The 17,053-nt window shown below is 64.9% G+C and carries 11 protein-coding genes; 7 read left to right on the top strand and 4 right to left on the bottom strand.

The genetic code is table 11. From position 1 onward, the window contains the following. The first annotated feature begins 164 nt into the window (after positions 1–164). From ACLBXN_RS16255 to ACLBXN_RS16240, 4 genes are read left to right on the top strand one after another with little or no spacing between them, the layout of a single operon-like run. Positions 165–4,226 carry a YhdP family protein gene (locus ACLBXN_RS16255; RefSeq protein ID WP_447612821.1) on the top strand — a complete coding sequence of 1,354 codons (4,062 nt, stop codon included), beginning with the start codon at positions 165–167 and terminating at the stop codon, positions 4,224–4,226. Then, positions 4,223–5,038, top strand: a complete 816-nt coding sequence (locus ACLBXN_RS16250) for a carbon-nitrogen hydrolase family protein (protein ID WP_447612820.1) — start codon at positions 4,223–4,225, stop codon at positions 5,036–5,038. Before ACLBXN_RS16255 ends, ACLBXN_RS16250 begins: the two co-directional genes overlap by 4 nt. Continuing rightward, positions 5,035–7,107, top strand: a complete 2,073-nt coding sequence (locus tag ACLBXN_RS16245) for a two-component system sensor histidine kinase NtrB (protein WP_211458196.1) — start codon at positions 5,035–5,037, stop codon at positions 7,105–7,107. The genes ACLBXN_RS16250 and ACLBXN_RS16245 overlap by 4 nt, the downstream gene beginning before the upstream one ends. Before the next feature lie 5 nt (positions 7,108–7,112). Then, a complete protein-coding gene (locus tag ACLBXN_RS16240) occupies positions 7,113–7,742 on the top strand; it encodes a response regulator transcription factor (protein ID WP_003066795.1) in 630 nt (209 codons plus the stop codon). Between the two features lie 76 nt (positions 7,743–7,818). On the opposite strand, the gene ACLBXN_RS16235 is transcribed toward ACLBXN_RS16240, so the two are convergent. Beyond that, complete coding sequence (locus ACLBXN_RS16235) at positions 7,819–8,478, bottom strand: OmpA family protein (RefSeq protein WP_167007728.1); 660 nt, start codon at positions 8,476–8,478, stop codon at positions 7,819–7,821. A gap of 184 nt (positions 8,479–8,662) precedes the next feature. Further along, a complete protein-coding gene (locus ACLBXN_RS16230; RefSeq protein ID WP_167007731.1) occupies positions 8,663–8,833 on the bottom strand; it encodes a hypothetical protein in 171 nt (56 codons plus the stop codon). Here ACLBXN_RS16230 and mltA point away from each other — a divergent pair. Further along, entirely contained in the window at positions 8,832–10,007 is a 1,176-nt protein-coding gene (mltA, locus tag ACLBXN_RS16225; RefSeq protein WP_343676793.1) for a murein transglycosylase A, read from the top strand. The genes ACLBXN_RS16230 and mltA overlap by 2 nt on opposite strands. Before the next feature lie 92 nt (positions 10,008–10,099). Here the strand turns inward: mltA and ACLBXN_RS16220 are convergent, their stop codons facing one another. After that, positions 10,100–11,809 carry an MFS transporter gene (locus ACLBXN_RS16220; protein ID WP_447612819.1) on the bottom strand — a complete coding sequence of 570 codons (1,710 nt, stop codon included), beginning with the start codon at positions 11,807–11,809 and terminating at the stop codon, positions 10,100–10,102. Positions 11,810–12,020: 211 nt separating this feature from the next. Next, the gene (locus ACLBXN_RS16215; protein ID WP_003072240.1) at positions 12,021–12,503 is read right to left on the bottom strand and encodes an Lrp/AsnC family transcriptional regulator; all 483 of its coding nucleotides are present in this window, start codon (positions 12,501–12,503) and stop codon (positions 12,021–12,023) included. Between the two features lie 198 nt (positions 12,504–12,701). On the opposite strand from ACLBXN_RS16215, the gene ACLBXN_RS16210 reads away from it, so the two are divergent. Together ACLBXN_RS16210 and yajC are read left to right on the top strand one after the other, a co-directional pair. Further along, the gene (locus ACLBXN_RS16210) at positions 12,702–16,280 is read left to right on the top strand and encodes an indolepyruvate ferredoxin oxidoreductase family protein (RefSeq protein ID WP_447612818.1); all 3,579 of its coding nucleotides are present in this window, start codon (positions 12,702–12,704) and stop codon (positions 16,278–16,280) included. A gap of 366 nt (positions 16,281–16,646) precedes the next feature. Continuing rightward, positions 16,647–16,979 carry a preprotein translocase subunit YajC gene (gene yajC, locus ACLBXN_RS16205; protein WP_003066810.1) on the top strand — a complete coding sequence of 111 codons (333 nt, stop codon included), beginning with the start codon at positions 16,647–16,649 and terminating at the stop codon, positions 16,977–16,979. The last annotated feature ends 74 nt before the right edge of the window (positions 16,980–17,053 follow it).

Below are 17,053 nucleotides of genomic sequence, written 5' to 3'. Positions count from 1 at the left end.
ATGCGGACCGTAAAAAATGGTGTCAGGCAGGCAGGTAATCAGCTCGGCAACGTGTGGTTACCGAAACGCGCACGGGGGCGCCGGTCATAATTCCTGCCATTGCTAGGCCACCGATGATCGAACCGAAACCACTCCCAACTCGCCAAATTCATAGGCTGGCCAGCTTGGCACGGTGGTCTCTGGGACTGGTCCTGAGCCTGTGGCTGTTGCTGGCCACCGTGTGGGGGGTGCTCCATTTCTGGATTGTGCCGCGAATCGAACAGTGGCGCCCCGAGCTGGAGTCCCTGGCCTCACGCAGCCTGGGTGTACCGGTTTCCATAGGCCGGCTGCATGCGTACCGATCGGGTCTGGTGCCGACTTTCGAGCTGGGCGACGTAGTCCTGCATGACCCCGCGAACAAGAGTGAGGCCTTGCTGCTGCCCAAGGTGGTGGTGGCGGTCTCTGCCCATTCGCTGATGACCCTGGGCGTGGAGCAGATATACCTTGAAGGGCCGGATCTGACGGTTCGCCGCGATGCCGACGGCCAGATCTTTGTGGCCGGCATTGCCGTGTCATCCGACCCGGGGCAGGGGGGCGACTCCGACTGGATCTTCTCCCAGCCCGAAATCGCCATCCGAGGCGGCAAGCTGCAGTGGGTGGACGAGCTGCGCAATGCCGCGCCCTTGCAACTGCAGGATGTAGATCTGGTGCTGCGCAACAAGCGCTGGCATCACTCCCTGCGGCTGGATGCCACGCCGCCAGAGGGCTGGGGCCAGCGCTTCACGGTCATGGGCAACTTCAAGGAGCCTTTGCTGTCGGTGCATGAAGGGCGTCTGGAGCGCTGGAGCGGACAGGCCTATCTGGACTTCACGCATATCGACCTGTCGCACCTGGGCCAGTATCTGGGCCCGCAGGACTGGAAGCTGCAGCAGGGCAAGGGCTCGGTCAGGGCCTGGCTGGATGTGGAGCACGGCCAGCCCGTGGGCGCGGTGGCCGATGTCGCGGTCCAGGCGCTGCAGCTGCAGTGGCGGGACCGACCCGAGCCCCTGGCTCTGCAGGCCTTGAGAGGGCGTTTGCGGGCCAAGAATCAGAATGGTTACCAGTTTTCCGTCCAGGGGCTGCAGTTCACGGCCGACGACGGGCTGAACTGGCCAAGAGGCGACTTCAGCCTGCGCTATGTACCGACCGGCGCTTCCGAGCAAGGTAGCCAGGGCGAACATGGTGATGTTCAGGCCGATGGCATCGACCTGGCCATTGCGGCGCAGATGCTGCAGCGCCTGCCCCTGCCGCCAACCGTTCAGAGCCAGCTCAGGGCGCTGGCGCCGGCAGGACAGCTGAGCGATCTCAAGCTGTCCTGGCGCGGACCTCTGGAGCAGCTGGCGCAGTACAAGGCATCGGGGCGGTTCGAGCAGCTGGGCTTGCGTTCCCAGGCCTCGGAGGAGGGCCCCCACAGCATAGGCATTCCCGGCGTACGGGGCTTGAGCGGCAAGTTCTCCCTGGACCAGGACAGCGGCGAGGCCACGCTGACCAAGACGCCGGGAGCCAATCAGGCCATGCTGAGCTTCCCCGGGGTGTTCGAAGACCCTGATATCCCGTTCGATCAGCTCGACAGCCTGGTGCGCTGGCAGCTGCTGGACAAGGGCCAGACCATCAAGGTGCAGGTGCCCCGGCTGCGCTTTGCCAATGAAGACACGGCCGGCCAGGCCCAGGCCAGCTGGCAGTCCGGTGCAGGGACCAAGGAGCAGCCGCGTTTTCCGGGGCTGCTGGATCTGCAGGGGCAGCTCAGCCGCGCCAAGGGTGAGCGCATTTATCGCTATCTGCCCCAGGACCTGGGCAGCGATGCGCTGCGCTATGTGCGCGAGGCCATCACCACGGGCCAGGCCAGTGCGGTGAACTTCCGCGTCAAGGGCGAACTCGAGCATGTGCCCTTTGAAAAGCCGGGCAAGGGCGAGTTCCACATCAACGCCCAGGTGCAGGACGTGAACTACCAGTTCGTGCCCGGCTATCTGCTCAGTCCAGGCGAAAAGCCCTGGCCGCCGCTGACCAGGCTTTCGGGCGAGCTGGTGTTCGACCGCAACTCCATGCAGGTGCGCAAGGCCAAGGGCTTTCTGGGTCATACCGCCATCGTGGTTGATGAAGCGCAGGCCGGCGTGGCCGACTGGAACCAGACCGAGGTGGAGGTCAACGCCAAGGCCCATGGTGCCCTGGGCGATATGCTGAACCTGGTGCAAGGCTCCGCCCTGTCTGCGCTGACCGCTCATGTGCTGGATAGCAGCCGGGCCACGGGCAATGCCAAGCTCAGCCTCAAGCTGCATCTGCCCACCCTGCACATGGAGCGCAGCAAGGTACAGGGCGAAGTGGCGCTGTCGGGCAATACGCTGCAGCTGATGCCCGAGGTGCCCGTGCTCAGCCAGTTGCGCGGCAATGTGCAGTTCTCGGAAACCGGCTTTCAGCTCTCAGGCGTGCAGGCCAGAGCGCTGGGCGGTGACGTGCGCATCGAGGGCGGCATGAAGCCCGGTGCCGATGCCGCCACGGCCCCGGTTCAGCTGCGTGTGGACGGCGTGGCCACGGCCCAGGGCCTGCGTGACGCCAAGGAGATGAGCGAGCTGGCGGCTCTGGGCAGGCATCTGCAGGGCCAGGCACGCTATGGCCTGCAGATCAAGGTGTTGCATAGCGTGCCGGAAATCAGTCTGCAGTCCGAGCTGCAGGGCATGGCGGTCATGCTGCCGGCGCCCTTGGGCAAGGCCGCCGACAGCTCCCTGGCCTTGCGCGTCAATCGCACTGTGCCCGCAGTGGCCAAGCCGCTGACCGACCAGCTCAGCGTGCAATGGGGCAATCAGGCCGCAGCCCTGCTGGAGCGCGATATCAGCGGGGCACAGGCCCGCATCACGCGCGGCAGTCTGGAGCTGGTGGAGTCGGGCAAGGCGGAAGCCGCATTGCCGCCTGCGGGTCTGCAGGCCAGGGTGCAGCTGCCGGTGCTGGATCTGGATGCCTGGGGACGGCTGTGGCCCGAGGGCGAAGCGAGCGCTGCCGATGGCCCCGTTGTCGAGGAAGAGAGCTGGCGTCAGTTTGTGCCTCAGCAACTGGTGCTCAAGGCACGCGAGGTCAAGCTCCATGGCCGCTCGCTGCACGATGTCTCCCTGCAGCTCAGCCATGCCAACAAGGTCTGGACCAACCAGATCCAGGCGCGCGAGCTGGCCGGGCGCATTGAGTATCGCGAGGCCAATGCGCAGGAGCCTGGCGGCCTGGTCATCGCCAAGCTCTCGCGTCTGAGCATTCCCGACGGTCCGGACGAGGGCGTGGAGGCGGCGGCTGCCCAGAGCAGCGATTTGCGCGAACTGCCGGCCCTGCAGGTCAGCGTGGACGACTTCCAGCTGGGCAAGCGTTCGCTGGGCAAGCTGGATGTGGTGGCGCGCAATCACGGGTTGTCTCTCGGCGTGGGCAAGCGCGAATGGCAGCTGTCGCGCTTCAATATCAGCACACCCGAGGCAACCTTGACGGCGCAGGGCTCCTGGGCGCTGCGCTCCGGCGACCAGAAGCACCCGGGCCAGACACAGCTGCAGTTCCAGCTTCATCTGCGCGATGTGGGCAAGCTGCTCAATCGCTTCGACATGCCCGGTGTGGTCGCCAATGGACAGGGCGAGCTGCAGGGGGAGATCGGCTGGACCGGATCGCCTGTGACGCCGGGGTTCAAGACCATGTCCGGCGCCGTGCACCTGGAGGTGCAAAAAGGTCAGTTTCTCAAGGCTGAGCCGGGCCTGGCCAAGCTGCTGGGCGTGCTCAGCCTGCAGTCCCTGCCCAGGCGCTTGACGCTGGATTTCCGCGACGTGTTCCGCAACGGCTTCTCGTTCGACTTCATGCGAGGCGATGTCACCATAGAGCGCGGCATTGCCAAGACGAATAACATGCAGATGAAGGGCGTGAACGCAGCCGTGCTGATGGAGGGCTCTGCCGATATCGACAAGGAAACCCAGGACCTGCATGTGGTGGTGGTGCCGGAGATCAACGCCCTGTCCGCTTCCCTGGTCGCCACGGCCATCAACCCCGTGGTGGGGCTGAGCAGCTTTCTGGCCCAGATGATTCTGCGTGGTCCGCTGATTGCGGCCACGACCAAGGAGTTCCATATCCACGGCAGCTGGGAAGATCCGCAAGTGACCGAGCTGCCCAGACGCAGCGTGCCCAAGACCGGTGCCGATGATGCCGGCAAGCAGCCCGCTGGCGCCACAGGCTCACAGGAGAAGCCATGAAGATTGCCGCTCTACAAATGGTCTCGGGTCAGGATGTCGCCGCCAATCTGGCGCAGGCGCGCGGCCTGATGCAGCAGGCCGCCGCCCTGGGTGCGGAGCTGGTGGTGCTGCCCGAATATTTCTGCGCCATGGGCGCCAGGGACACCGACAAGCTGGCCTACCGGGAGGCCTTTGGCCAGGGGCCGATCCAGGACTTCATGGCCGCCGCCGCCAGGCAGCTCCAGCTGTGGGTGGTGGCCGGCACGCTGCCGCTGCAGGCGGCTGACGACAGTCATGTGCTCAACACCAGTCTGGTCTATTCACCCGACGGCGAGTGCGTGGCCCGCTACGACAAGATCCATCTCTTTCAGTTCGACAACGGGCGCGAGAGCTATACCGAGGCCGCCGTGGTGCAGGCGGGCAGCCAGCCCGTGGTCTGCGACATACAGGCCAGAGACGGCGCTCGCTGGCGCCTGGGCCTGAGCGTCTGCTACGACCTTCGCTTTCCCGAGCTGTACCGCGCGCTCAGTGCCCAGGGCGCCGACCTGCTGCTGGTGCCCAGTGCCTTCACCTACACCACGGGTCAGGCGCACTGGGAGGTGCTGCTGCGGGCGCGGGCGATAGAGAACCTGGCCTATGTGCTGGCGCCCGGCCAGGGCGGCGTGCATGAAAACGGCCGCCGCACCTGGGGCCACAGCCTGCTGATCGACCCCTGGGGCGAGGTGCAGGGCCTGCAGGCCAGCGGCACCGGCGTGGTGGCGGGAGAGCTCAACCGTGACCGCTTGCTGCAGGTGCGCCAGCAATTGCCGGCCTTGACCCATCGTGTGCTGTGACTGAACCGCTGAATACTGCTCTTGACGAACTGCCCGAGGACCATCCTGCCCATTGGCCCTGGCGGCGCTGGCGCATGGCCTGGAAGCGCTGGTCCCTGTGGACCTTGCTGGTGGCACTGGTGGTCAGCATGCTGGTCACCATGGTCTGGCTGGCTGGACGCTATGAAGCATCGCAGGTGCAGGAGAAGCTGGAGCGCGATACCGCCAATGCCGTCGGCGATATCCGTGCGGCGCTGGGCCGCAATCTGCAGGATCTGCTGGCGCTGAGCGCCTACAGCGGCAAGCACTCGGCCTGGCGCGAGCACGCGACTGAGCTGCTGCAGCAGCGCCGTGACCTGATGCGCATCGAGTGGCGGGGCGAAAACATGCGCCTCATCGAGCATGCCGAGACGCCTTATCGCACCCTGCTGGTCGAAGACGAAAGCCATTTGCCCGAGCTGCATTCGGGCGAGGCCCTGACCTGTACCCAGGCCAGGCGCGTCAACGGGCCGTCGTATTCGCCCAGCCGTTTCCAGTTGCTGGGCGAAGGCCTGGGCACCGAGACCATGCAGGTCTGCATGCCGCTGACGGAGAACGGTCATGTGGTGGGCTATGTGCTGGGCACCTACAGCCTGCAGGGCATTCTGATGGCCCAGGTGGGCAAGTCCCTGCCGCGCACCCAGGAGGTGTCGTTCACCGAGCCGGACGGCACGCGTCTGGCCATGGTGGGAGCGGCCTGGCGCGGCTCGCGCATGTTCACGGCCCAGCAACTGCTGGACCTGCCCGGCAACACCCTGGTGCTGCGCATGGACAGCTGGCATCACGCGCCCAGCGTCTTTCCCAATGTGATGACGGCGCTGGTGACCGGCATGTCGATCGCGCTGGTGACCGTGGTGGTGGTGCTGGTGCGCGACAACCGCCGCCGCCTGCGCGCGGAACGCGATCTGGGCGATGCGCTGGCCTTTCGCAAGGCCATGGAAGATTCCCTGGTCACGGGCATGCGTGCCCGCGATCTCCAGGGGCGCATCACCTATGTGAACCCGGCCTTCTGCAATATGGTGGGCTTCAGCGCGCAGGAGCTGCTGGGCCTCAATGTGGCGCCTTACTGGCCGCCCGAGCTGGCCCAGGAATATGTGAGCCGGCGCGATCAGCGCCTTGCCGGCCTGCTGCCCACGCCGCGCCAGGGCCACGAGAGCGTGTTCATGCGCAAGGACGGCTCGCGCTTTCCGGTGCTGATTTTCGAGGCGCCGCTGATCACCGCCCAGGGCCAGCACACGGGCTGGATGAGCGCCTTCATCGACATCAGCGAGCAGCGCCGCATGGAGGAGATGTCGCGCGCCTCGCTGGAGCGTCTGCAGGCCACGGCCCGCCTGGCGACGGTGGGCGAGATGGCCTCCATGCTCAGCCATGAGCTGACGCAGCCGCTGGCCGCCATCTCCAGCTATGCCACGGGATCGCTCAATCTGCTGGCACATGAACCTGATGCCGAGGACCCGCATCTGCAGGATTTGCGCATGGCTCTGGAGCGCATCAGCTTTCAGGCCGACCGCGCGGGCAAGGTCATCAAGAGCGTGCGCGACTTCGTGCGCCGGCGCGACAAGTCCCGGCAGGTGGTGCAGCCCGCGGAGCTGATCGATGCGGTCATGCCCCTGGTCTATCTGCAGGCGCACAAGCTCAACGCCACAGTGCAACTGGAGCTGGAGGCAGATCTGCCGGGGGTGCTTTGCGATGTCACCATGGTCGAGCAGGTGCTGCTCAATCTGGCGCGCAACGGCATGCAGGCCATGGACCAGCCCGCGCTCAAGGACAGGGTGCTGACCCTGACGGTCAGGCGCAGTTCTGAGGGTCATGGCGCGCGTTGGGTAGAATTTTCCATCATGGACTGCGGCGCCGGCATTTCTGCGGAAGTCGCCGAGCAGCTGTTCACCCCCTTCTTCACCACGCGCACCGAAGGCATGGGCCTGGGCCTGAGCCTGTGCCGCACGGTGGTGGAGCAACATGGTGGTCATCTTGATTACCGCCCGCACCTCCCGCAGGGCACGGAGTTTGTCTTCACGCTGCCGGCCCACTGGGAACCCAGAGAGAACTAGGCTTCATGGAACCTGTAACCGACGCTACCGTCTACGTGGTGGACGACGATGCCGATGTCCGAGAGGCATTGGCATGGCTACTGCGTTCGCGCAGATTGCTGAGCGAGTGCTATCGCAACGCCGAAGAATTCGAGCAGGCGGTGCTGCAGACCAGCCCCGTGACGCGCCGCCCCTGCTGCCTGCTGCTCGATATGCGCATGACGGGCATGAGCGGCCTGTCGCTGTTCAATCGCATGCTGGAGCGCGGCCAGATCGAGGCCATGCCCGTGATCTTTCTGACCGGCCATGCCGATGTCCCCACGGCCGTGGATACGGTCAAGCGCGGTGCCTTCGATTTCTGCGAAAAGCCGTTTTCCGACAATGCGCTGGTGGACCGTGTGGAGCAGGCGCTGGCGCTGTCTGCCGAGCATCTGGCCGCCTTGCAGGCGCGCGAAGAGGTGCGCAGCCGCCTCGACGAGCTGACCGATCGTGAAAAGGACGTGATGAAGCTGGTCGTCGAGGGCGTGCCGAACAAGCTCATCGCCGATCAGCTCGACATCAGCGTGCGCACCGTGGAAGTGCACCGGGCGCGTGTCTTCGACAAGATGCAGGTCAAGTCGGCCGTGGAGCTGGCCAATCTGCTGCGCAACGCCTGAGCCGCAGCCTGCGCACTGCGCAATCGCCATGAAAAAAGCCCCGCTTTGCGGGGCTTTTTGCTGGCTGGTGCCTGTCTTACTGGGGAGCGCGCTCACCCACGAAGATTTCCACGCGGCGGTTGCGCGCACGGCCTTCGTTGGTGGCATTGGAAGCCACAGGCTGGTGCGAGCCCATGCCCTGCACCTGGATGCGGGCGCCGTTGACGCCACGCGAAGTCAGATAGTTGCGGGTGCTCTCGGCACGCTGCAGCGACAGCGGATTGTTGATGGCATCGGAGCCAGTGCTGTCGGTGTGACCGATGATGCGCACTTCTGCGTTGGGATTGTTGCGCAGACCTTCGGCAAAGCGGTCGAGGATAGGGGCGAAGTTGCTCTTGATGTCGGCGCGGCCGGTATCAAAGGAGATGTCGCTGGGGATGTCCAGCTTGAGCTGGTTGTCCGCGGTCTGTGTCACGCCCACGCCTGTGCCCTGGGTCGCGGCTTCCATTTCGCGCTTTTGCTTTTCGAGGTTCTGCGACCAGATATAGGTGCCAAGTGCACCTACGCCAGCGCCGATCAGGGCGCCCGTGCCGGCGTTGTGGCCGGTCAGTGCTCCGATGGCAGCGCCGCCCAGTGCGCCCACGCCTGCGCCGGTGGCGGTGCGGCGCGTGGTGTCCGACATGCCGCCGGTATTGGCACAGCCGGTGATCAACAGAGCAGAGGCCAGGGCGGCCGTCACAGCCAATTGCTTGCGCATAGAAAACTCCTTAGTTTGATGAACGACCCGGAGGGTCCTGCAAACCAGCTTCGCGTAAAAGCTGCAAGGCCTTGAGCGTACTGCCAAGAGAAACCGAAAAAAGTAGGACGCGTGCCAGCGCGCGGTTTCTGATGCAAAAGATTGTCACAATCAGCCCGCGCTGCAATGGCTGCAGCGCCATGGGCTAAGCTCGATCGGGGCCATCCTGGCCGGCGTCGGCCAGCGTTTCCTGGCGCGGCGTTGGCTCGGCCGGGGCCGGCAACTCACCCTTTTTCCGACCCGAGAACATGGTCCACCACACAATAGCGACCAGAATGGCCAATGCCAGCAGTGCTTCAAGCAAAATCAGACCCATGAATTTCCATCTCCTGCGCCGTTTTTCACTGGCGCTGATTGTAGGAACCCTGGTGGCCTGCACCACCACCAAGCAGCAAAACGATCCGGCACCGGTGCCCGAGATGGCGCCGCATGGCGGGCCAGCCTCCACGGCCAAGCCGCCGTTCACCGCCAATGTACCGACAAAAAGCCGCTGGGTGGCGGTGGACTGGGGCGAGCTGCCCGGCGTGCCCCAGGATTCCCTGAACGAGGCCTGGAATGCCTGGATCAAGAACTGCGAGCGGCCCAGTACCGTGTTTGCCAATCTGTGCGGCGAGGTGCGCCGCCTGAGCATTGCCTCGGAAGACGAGCAGCGCAGCTGGATGATGAACACGCTGCAGCCCTATCGCATCGAAGCGACCACGGGCAGCCCCGACGGCATGCTGACCGCCTATTACGAGCCCTTGTACGAGGCGCGCCGGGTTCAGGGCAACGGCTTCAACGTGCCCATCTATCAGGTCCCGCAGGGCTTTGGCAAGCGCAAGCCCTGGTTCACGCGCCAGCAGATCGACACCAACTCCGAGGCCCAGGCCGCCCTGGCCGGTCGCGCCATTGCCTGGCTGCGCGACCCGGTGGACATGCTGGTGCTGCATATCCAGGGCTCGGGCCGGCTGATGCTGACCGAGGCCGATGGCCGTCAGCGCATGATCCGCGTGGCCTATGCCGGCACCAACGATCAGCCCTACAAGAGCGTGGGCCGCTGGCTGCTCGACCAGAACCTGGTGCGCGATGCCACCTGGCCCGGCATCAGCGCCTGGATTGCCGCCAATCCCTCGCGTGTCAACGAGATGCTCTGGAGCAATCCGCGCTATGTGTTCTTCCGCGAGGAGGCGCTCAATGACTTCGATGCCCAGTTCGGTCCCAAGGGCGCGCAGGGCGTGGCGCTGACGCCGGGCCGCTCCATTGCCGTGGACCGCAACAGCATTCCCTATGGCACGCCGGTCTGGCTGTCCACGCCCGGACCTACGGTCTCGCTCAACCGCCTGGTGTTCGCGCAGGATACGGGCAGCGCCATTCTGGGCGCCGTGCGCGCCGACTATTTCATGGGCTGGGGGGCCGAGGCCGGTGATGTGGCGGGCCGCATCAAGCAGCCGCTCAAGCTCTGGGCCTTCTGGCCCAAGGCCTTGGCCGGATCGGCGCCGCATCTGCGCTGATGCAAAAACAGGAGCTGCCAGCGCTTGTCAGGCAAAGAATCCGATGAATAACTATCTGAAATCATTGCACTGAAAGCGCTAGCAGCTCTTTTTTAAAGAGCGTCGGTGAAGTAACGCTGCACCACGGGCGGCTCCTTGCCCTTGTGAAAGCTCAGCTTGCGGTCGCGCAGCGCCACATCGGCGGTCGTCACGCGCTCGAAGCGGCGCAGATGCTCGGTCCAGGATTCGTCGGTGATCTGCTCCACGAAGCGCTCTGGCTGGCTCATGCTGTGCAGCAGGCTCCAGGACAGCGCGCCCTGGCGCAGGCGGCTGCGCCGGCTCAGCTGCATCAGATCGCGGAAGGCGCCGGCCCTGGCCGGATCGATCAGGTACTCGATGGTCACCACCACGCGGCCGGCTTCGGGCGTCGACGCGGCTGTCGGCGGCGTGAAGGCGCGCGAAGGGCTGAGGTCTTCCTCGATGTCGCGGTCCGGGTTCAGGCGCTGCACGATCAGCAGGGCCGTCAGCCCGCTGACGGCGGCCACGGCCATGCTGATCTGTACCGAGCCCAGGCTGGCGATCTTGCCCCAGATGGCGGCGCCAATGGCCGTGCTGCCCATGATGGACATCTGGTAGATGGACATGCCGCGCGCCCGCACCCAGTTGGGCAGGGCCATCTGCGCGGCCACGCCCAGCGTGTTGGCCGTGGCCAGCAGGGCCAGGCCCGAGAGCATCATGCCCGGCACGGCCACGGCGATATGGGGGGCGAAGGCCACGGTCAGCGTGGCCAGGCTTTGCGCGGCCACGCCGGCCAGCACCGTGCGCTCGCCCGACAGCATCTGGCGTATGCGCGGCAGCAGCATGGCACCCAGGATGGCGCCCGCGCCCATGGACGCCAGCAGCAGCGTGAAGGTGCCGGCACTGCCGCTGCTGGCCGTGCCGTGGTCCAGGCGCTGGGCCGTCAGCGGCAGCAGCGCCATGATGGCGGCAGCCTGCAGAAAGTAGCAGACGGTGCGCAGCAGCACGGCATGCATGCGCGGCGACTCCTGGATGAACTGCAGGCCCACGCGCATGGCCGAGCCCAGGCGCTCGCGGCCCAGCGGGTTGGCGGGCTGCTGGCGCTTCCAGCGCAGCAGCACAAAGCCCGAGACGATGGACAGCACGGCATTGAGCACAAACACCCAGGCGCTGCCCAAGCTGGCAATCAGGGCGCCCGCCACCAGCGGGCCGATGATGCGCGAGGCATTCATGGCCACGCCGTTGAGCGCCATCGCAAAGGGCAGGTGGTGCTTGGGCACCAGCTCGGGGATCAGCGCCGAGAACACCGGCCAGCGCATGGCCAGGCCGATGCCGTTGGCAAACACCAGGGCCAGCAGCAGATAGGGCGTCAGCTGGCCCGAGAGCACGGCCAGGCACAGCAGCAGCGCCACGGCAGCCACCCAGAACTGGGTGACGATGAAGTAGCGGCGCCGGTCCAGGATGTCGGCCAGCGCCCCGCTGGGCAGGGCCAGCAGCATGACCGGCAGGGTGGAGGCCGACTGCACCAGCGCCACCAGCACCGGCGAGGTGGTCAGCGATGTCATCAGCCAGGCGGCCGCCACATCGTTCATCCACATGCAGATATTGGCCGTCATCCAGATCATCCACAGCATGCGGAAGGTGGGCGTGGCCAGCGGTGTCCAGACGCCCGGGGCCGCGGCCGGCGGCGCGCCGCCGTCATGCATGGCCGAGGGATCTTCCAGCAGCTTGCCTGCAGGGACCTGGCCGGAGTCTGAAATTATTGGATTGTGGGAAGCGCGTGCTGCGGAATCATCGTGGGCCATGGTGCACGATTCTGTAGCAGGAAAGTTGTGCTGACAAATACGTAGTTCCTCACAGCGCCAGGCTGCGGCGGCCATCTGTCGCAGCGGTGACGGTTGCTATTGATCAGTGAGCTTGCAGCGCATGCCAGTCATTGATTTCAATGCCGATACGGCAGGTATTTCCCATGGATCAAGCGGTACGCGCTTCACTTTTGAAGTGCGCCGACCGGGCTCAGGCATGCGTCAGCGTGCTGGGCAGTGGCAGCGCGCTGCTGGACTTGACCTCGCCCAGTGAAAAGATCGTGTGCACGTCTTTGACGTTGGGCAGGCGCAGCAGCACATTGCGCACAAAGCCCGAAAAGCTCTCCAGATCCCTGGCCACGACCTGCAGCTCGAAGGTGCCCGCGCCGCTGATGTAGTGGCAGGTGGTGACCTCGGGCAGCAGGCGAATGGCTTCCTCCATGCGCAGCGTGATGTCGGCCGTGTTCTGTGCGGCATCCACGCGCACAAAGGCCAGCACGCCCAGGCCCAGCTTGTGGCGGTCCAGCGTGGCGTGATAGCCGGTGATGTAGCCCGACTCCTCCAGCGCACGCACGCGCCGCCAGCAGGGCGCGGCGGACAGGCCCACGCGCTGGGCCAGCTCGGCATTGGTGAGGCGCCCATCCATCTGCAGCTCATTCAGGATGGCCCAGTCGAAGCGATCAAGTTGATTCATGAGGCGAAATTTACAGCAAGATTCTTTCAAAAACTAGGTTAATCCCGGCAATAAAAAGAAAGCTCTATTCAGGGCGTTTTCCGTAAACTTTGCTCAAACAACTTGCGTTCCGTGCCTCTGGCGCAGGAATGCCCAAAGCAATATGCTGCTCTGGTAGCCAACAGCTGCCACGGGTGGTCACCCACATGGAGACAAGCCATGAATGCCCCTTTGCCCGATGAAGTCCGTCGTGCCCTGGAGTCTGTGACTCTGGACGACAAATATTCCCTGGCCCGCGGCCGCGCCTTTATGAGCGGCGTGCAGGCCCTGGTCCGGCTGCCCATGCTGCAGCGCCTGCGCGATGCGCAGGCCGGGCTCAATACCGCCGGCTTCATCAGCGGCTATCGCGGCTCGCCCCTGGGCACTTACGACCAGTCGCTGTGGGCCGCCAAAAAGCATATGGAGGCGAATCACATCGTCTTTCAGCCCGGCGTGAACGAAGAGCTGGGCGCTACGGCGGTCTGGGGCACGCAGCAGCTCGATCTCTATCCCGAAACCAAGAAGTTCGACGGTGTCTTCGGCATCTGGTACGGCAAGGGGCCGGGCGTGGACCGCTGCTCCGACGTGTTCAAGCACGCCAATATGGCGGGCACGGCCAAGCATGGCGGCGTGATTGCGATCGCGGGTGACGACCACATCAGCAAGTCCTCCACGGCCGCGCACCAGAGCGACCACATCTTCAAGGCCTGCGGCACGCCGGTGTTCTTCCCCAGCAATGTGCAGGACATCCTGGACATGGGCCTGCATGCCTTTGCCATGAGCCGTTTCTCGGGTCTGTGGTCGGGCATGAAGACGATCCAGGAGGTGGTGGAGTCCTCCTCCTCGGTCCTGGTGGACCCGGATCGCGTCAACATCATCCTGCCCGAAGACTTTCAGATGCCGGACGGCGGCCTGCATATCCGCTGGCCCGATCCGCCGCTGGAGCAGGAAGCGCGGCTGATGAACTACAAGTGGTATGCGGCCCTGGCCTATGTGCGCGCCAACAAGCTCAACCACAACGTGATCGAGGGCCCCAACGACCGCTTCGGCATCATCGCCAGCGGCAAGGCCTATAACGACACGCGTCAGGCCATGGCCGACCTGGGGCTGGACGAGGACACCTGCCACCAGTTGGGCATCCGGCTGCACAAGGTGAATGTGGTCTGGCCGCTGGAGGCCACGATCACGCGCGATTTCGCACGCGGCCTGCAGGAAATTCTGGTGGTCGAGGAAAAGCGCCAGGTCATCGAATACCAGATCAAGGAAGAGCTCTACAACTGGCGCGACGACGTGCGCCCCAATGTGGTGGGCAAGTTCAGCGACGAGCATGGTGGCGAATGGTCGCTGCCCAACCCCAGCACCGACTGGCTGCTGCGTCCCACGGCCGATCTGACCCCCGCCATCATTGCGCGCGCCATTGCCCAGCGCCTGAAGAAGCTGGGCGTGCCCGAGCATGTGCAAGCGCGCATGCAGCAGCGTCTGGCCGTGCTCGACGCCCGCGAAGCGGCGATCAAGGCGGCCAAGGAGGTCTCGACCGGCGACCGCACGCCCTGGTTCTGCAGCGGCTGCCCGCACAACACCTCGACACGCGTGCCCGAAGGCTCGCGCGCCGTGGCCGGCATCGGCTGCCACTACATGACCACCTGGATGCCCGACCGCCGCACCAGCACCTTCACGCAGATGGGCGGCGAGGGCGTGACCTGGGTGGGCCAGGCGCCTTTCACCAAGGAAGCCCATGTCTTCGCCAACCTGGGCGACGGCACCTACTTCCACAGCGGGCTGCTGGCGATACGCCAGAGCATTGCGGCCGGCACCAACATCACCTACAAGGTGCTCTACAACGACGCCGTGGCCATGACGGGCGGCCAGCGCGTGGGCGAGCGGCCCGAAGGCCATTCGGTGCTGCAGATCATGAACAGCCTGCTCTCCGAAGGTGTGCGCAAGCTGGTCATCGTCACTGACGAGCCCGAGAAATACGATGGCGTGAAGCTGGGCGAGGGCGTGACCGTGCACCACCGCGACGAGCTGGATGCGATCCAGCGCCAGTTCCGCGAGCTCCAGGGCTGCACGGCCATCATCTACGACCAGACCTGCGCCACGGAAAAGCGCCGCCGCCGCAAACGCGGCACCTTGAGCACGCCCGACAAGACCGTGGTCATCAACGAGCTGGTCTGCGAGGGCTGTGGCGATTGCTCGGTGCAGTCCAACTGCCTGTCGGTGGAACCCGTGGAGACCGAGTTCGGCCGCAAGCGCCGCATCAACCAGAACAGCTGCAACAAGGACTATTCCTGCGTCAAGGGCTTCTGCCCCAGCTTCGTCACCGTCGAGGGCGGTCAGCTCAAGAAGCCCAAGCAGGAGAAGAAGGGCAGCCTGGATGCCCTGCCCAACATTCCCGAGCCCGTGCTGCCCGTGGCCGAGCAGGCCTGGGGCATCGTGGTGGCCGGTGTCGGCGGCACGGGCGTGATCACCATCGGCTCGCTGCTGGGCATGGCCGCGCACCTGGAAGGCAAGGGCGTGGTCACGCAGGATGCGGCCGGTCTGGCGCAGAAGGGCGGCTCCACCTGGAGCCATATCCAGATCGCCAACCGCGCCGATGCCATCTACACCACCAAGGTGGACATGGCCAAGGCCGATCTGGTCATCGGCTGCGACCCCATCGTGGCGGCCACGCCCACCACCTTGTCGGTGATGCAGCCGGGGCGCACCTATGTGGCGCTCAACAGCCATGCCGCGCCCACGGCCACCTTCGTGGGCAACCCCGACTGGCAGTCGCCTGCCGCACGCTGCGCCACGGCGCTGGCCGAGGCCGTGGGTCATGGTGCCCTGGGCAGCTTCGACGCCGAGAAGGCCTCCACGGCCCTGCTGGGCGACAGCATCTACGCCAATCCCATGATGCTGGGCTACGCCTGGCAAAAGGGCAAGGTGCCGCTGAGCCATGCTTCGCTGATGCGCGCCATGGAGCTCAACGGCGTGCAGGTGGCGCGCAATCAGGAGGCTTTTGAATGGGGCCGCCGCTGCGCCCATGATCTGGAGGCCGTGCGCGCCCTGTATCAGGCATCGCAGGTGATCCAGTTCGTCAAGAAGCCGTCGCTCGAGGAAATGCTGGACAAGCGTGTGGAATTCCTCACGGCCTACCAGAACGCGGCCTATGCCCAGCAGTACCGCGACTTCGTGGCCAAGGTGCGCGCGGCGGAAGAGCCGCTGCAGCAAGGCACGCGCCTGTCCCAGGCCGTGGCGCGCTATCTGTTCAAGCTGATGGCGTACAAGGACGAGTACGAGGTGGCGCGTCTGCACACCGAGGCGGCGTTCACCCAGAAGATCAGCGACATGTTCGAGGGCGACTACAAGCTCGTGCATCACCTCGCGCCTCCCGGCTTTGCCAAGAAAGACGAGCAGGGCCATCTGCTGAAGAAGTCCTATGGCCCCTGGATGCGCAAGGCCATGGGCTGGCTGGCCGGCATGAAGGGATTGCGTGGCACGGCGCTCGATCCCTTCGGCCGCACCGAGGAGCGCCGCACCGAGCGCGCCCTGATCGTCGAATACCGCCAGTGCATCGACACCCTGCTGACAGGCCTCACGGCCGACAAGCTGGCGCTGGCTGTGGAGATCGCCTCCATCCCCGAGGACATTCGCGGCTACGGCCATGTGAAGGAGCACCATCTGGCGGCGGCGCGCATCAAGTGGCAGGCGCTGATGACGCGCTGGAACGGCGTTGCGGCGCCTGCGGTCGCAGCGGTGCGGCGGATGGCAGTGAACTAATTGCGCCGAAGCGCATCAGAACAAGGCCGGGGCGACCCGGCCTTTGTATTCATGGCCAGAGGCGTGGTGCTGGCGGTGGTTTATCGAAAATTGATAGCTGCCAGCGCCTGTATTGACTGATATTCAAATATAAAACAGTCAGAAAACAATACAGGTAATGCGCTAATAGCTATGCTTTTTGCAGGATTTGTTGATGTGGGAAGGGAGGTCCTCATCGCATCAGGGAATGCCTGTGCTGCGCGGCTGCCCATGCAAATCTTGGGCGCAAGCCAGCCGAATACAATGTCCCGCTGACCTGGCCAGACGCGCAACCGTGCATCTGCCGGGACCTATTCCTGACAAATTCACTCTTTCGGAGTCTTTTTCGTGTTCATTTCTTCTGCTTTCGCCCAGACCGCTCCTGCCGCCGCTGCTGAAGGCGGCTTCATGGGTTCGCTCACCGGCATGCTGCCTCTGGTGCTGATGTTCGTGGTGCTGTACTTCGTGATGATTCGTCCCCAGATGAAGCGCCAGAAGGAACACCGCTCCATGATCGACGCGCTGGCCAAGGGTGACGAAGTGGCTACCGCCGGCGGCATCATCGGCACCGTGACCCGCATGGCCGAGCAATTCATCTACATCGAAGTGGCTTCCGGCGTGGAAGTCCAGATCCAGCGCTCGGCTGTGGTGCAAGTGCTGCCCAAGGGCACGGCCAAGTAAGCCTGTCCGCTGTGGATTTTGAGGGTACGGCGCTCGAACAGAGTGTGCGTACCCGTTGTGCGTTGCTGTAAAAA

Source organism: Comamonas sp. C24C (assembly GCF_053345995.1).
Note: the sequence above shows the minus strand (reverse complement) of the source record. Positions and strands in the feature narration are given on the sequence as shown.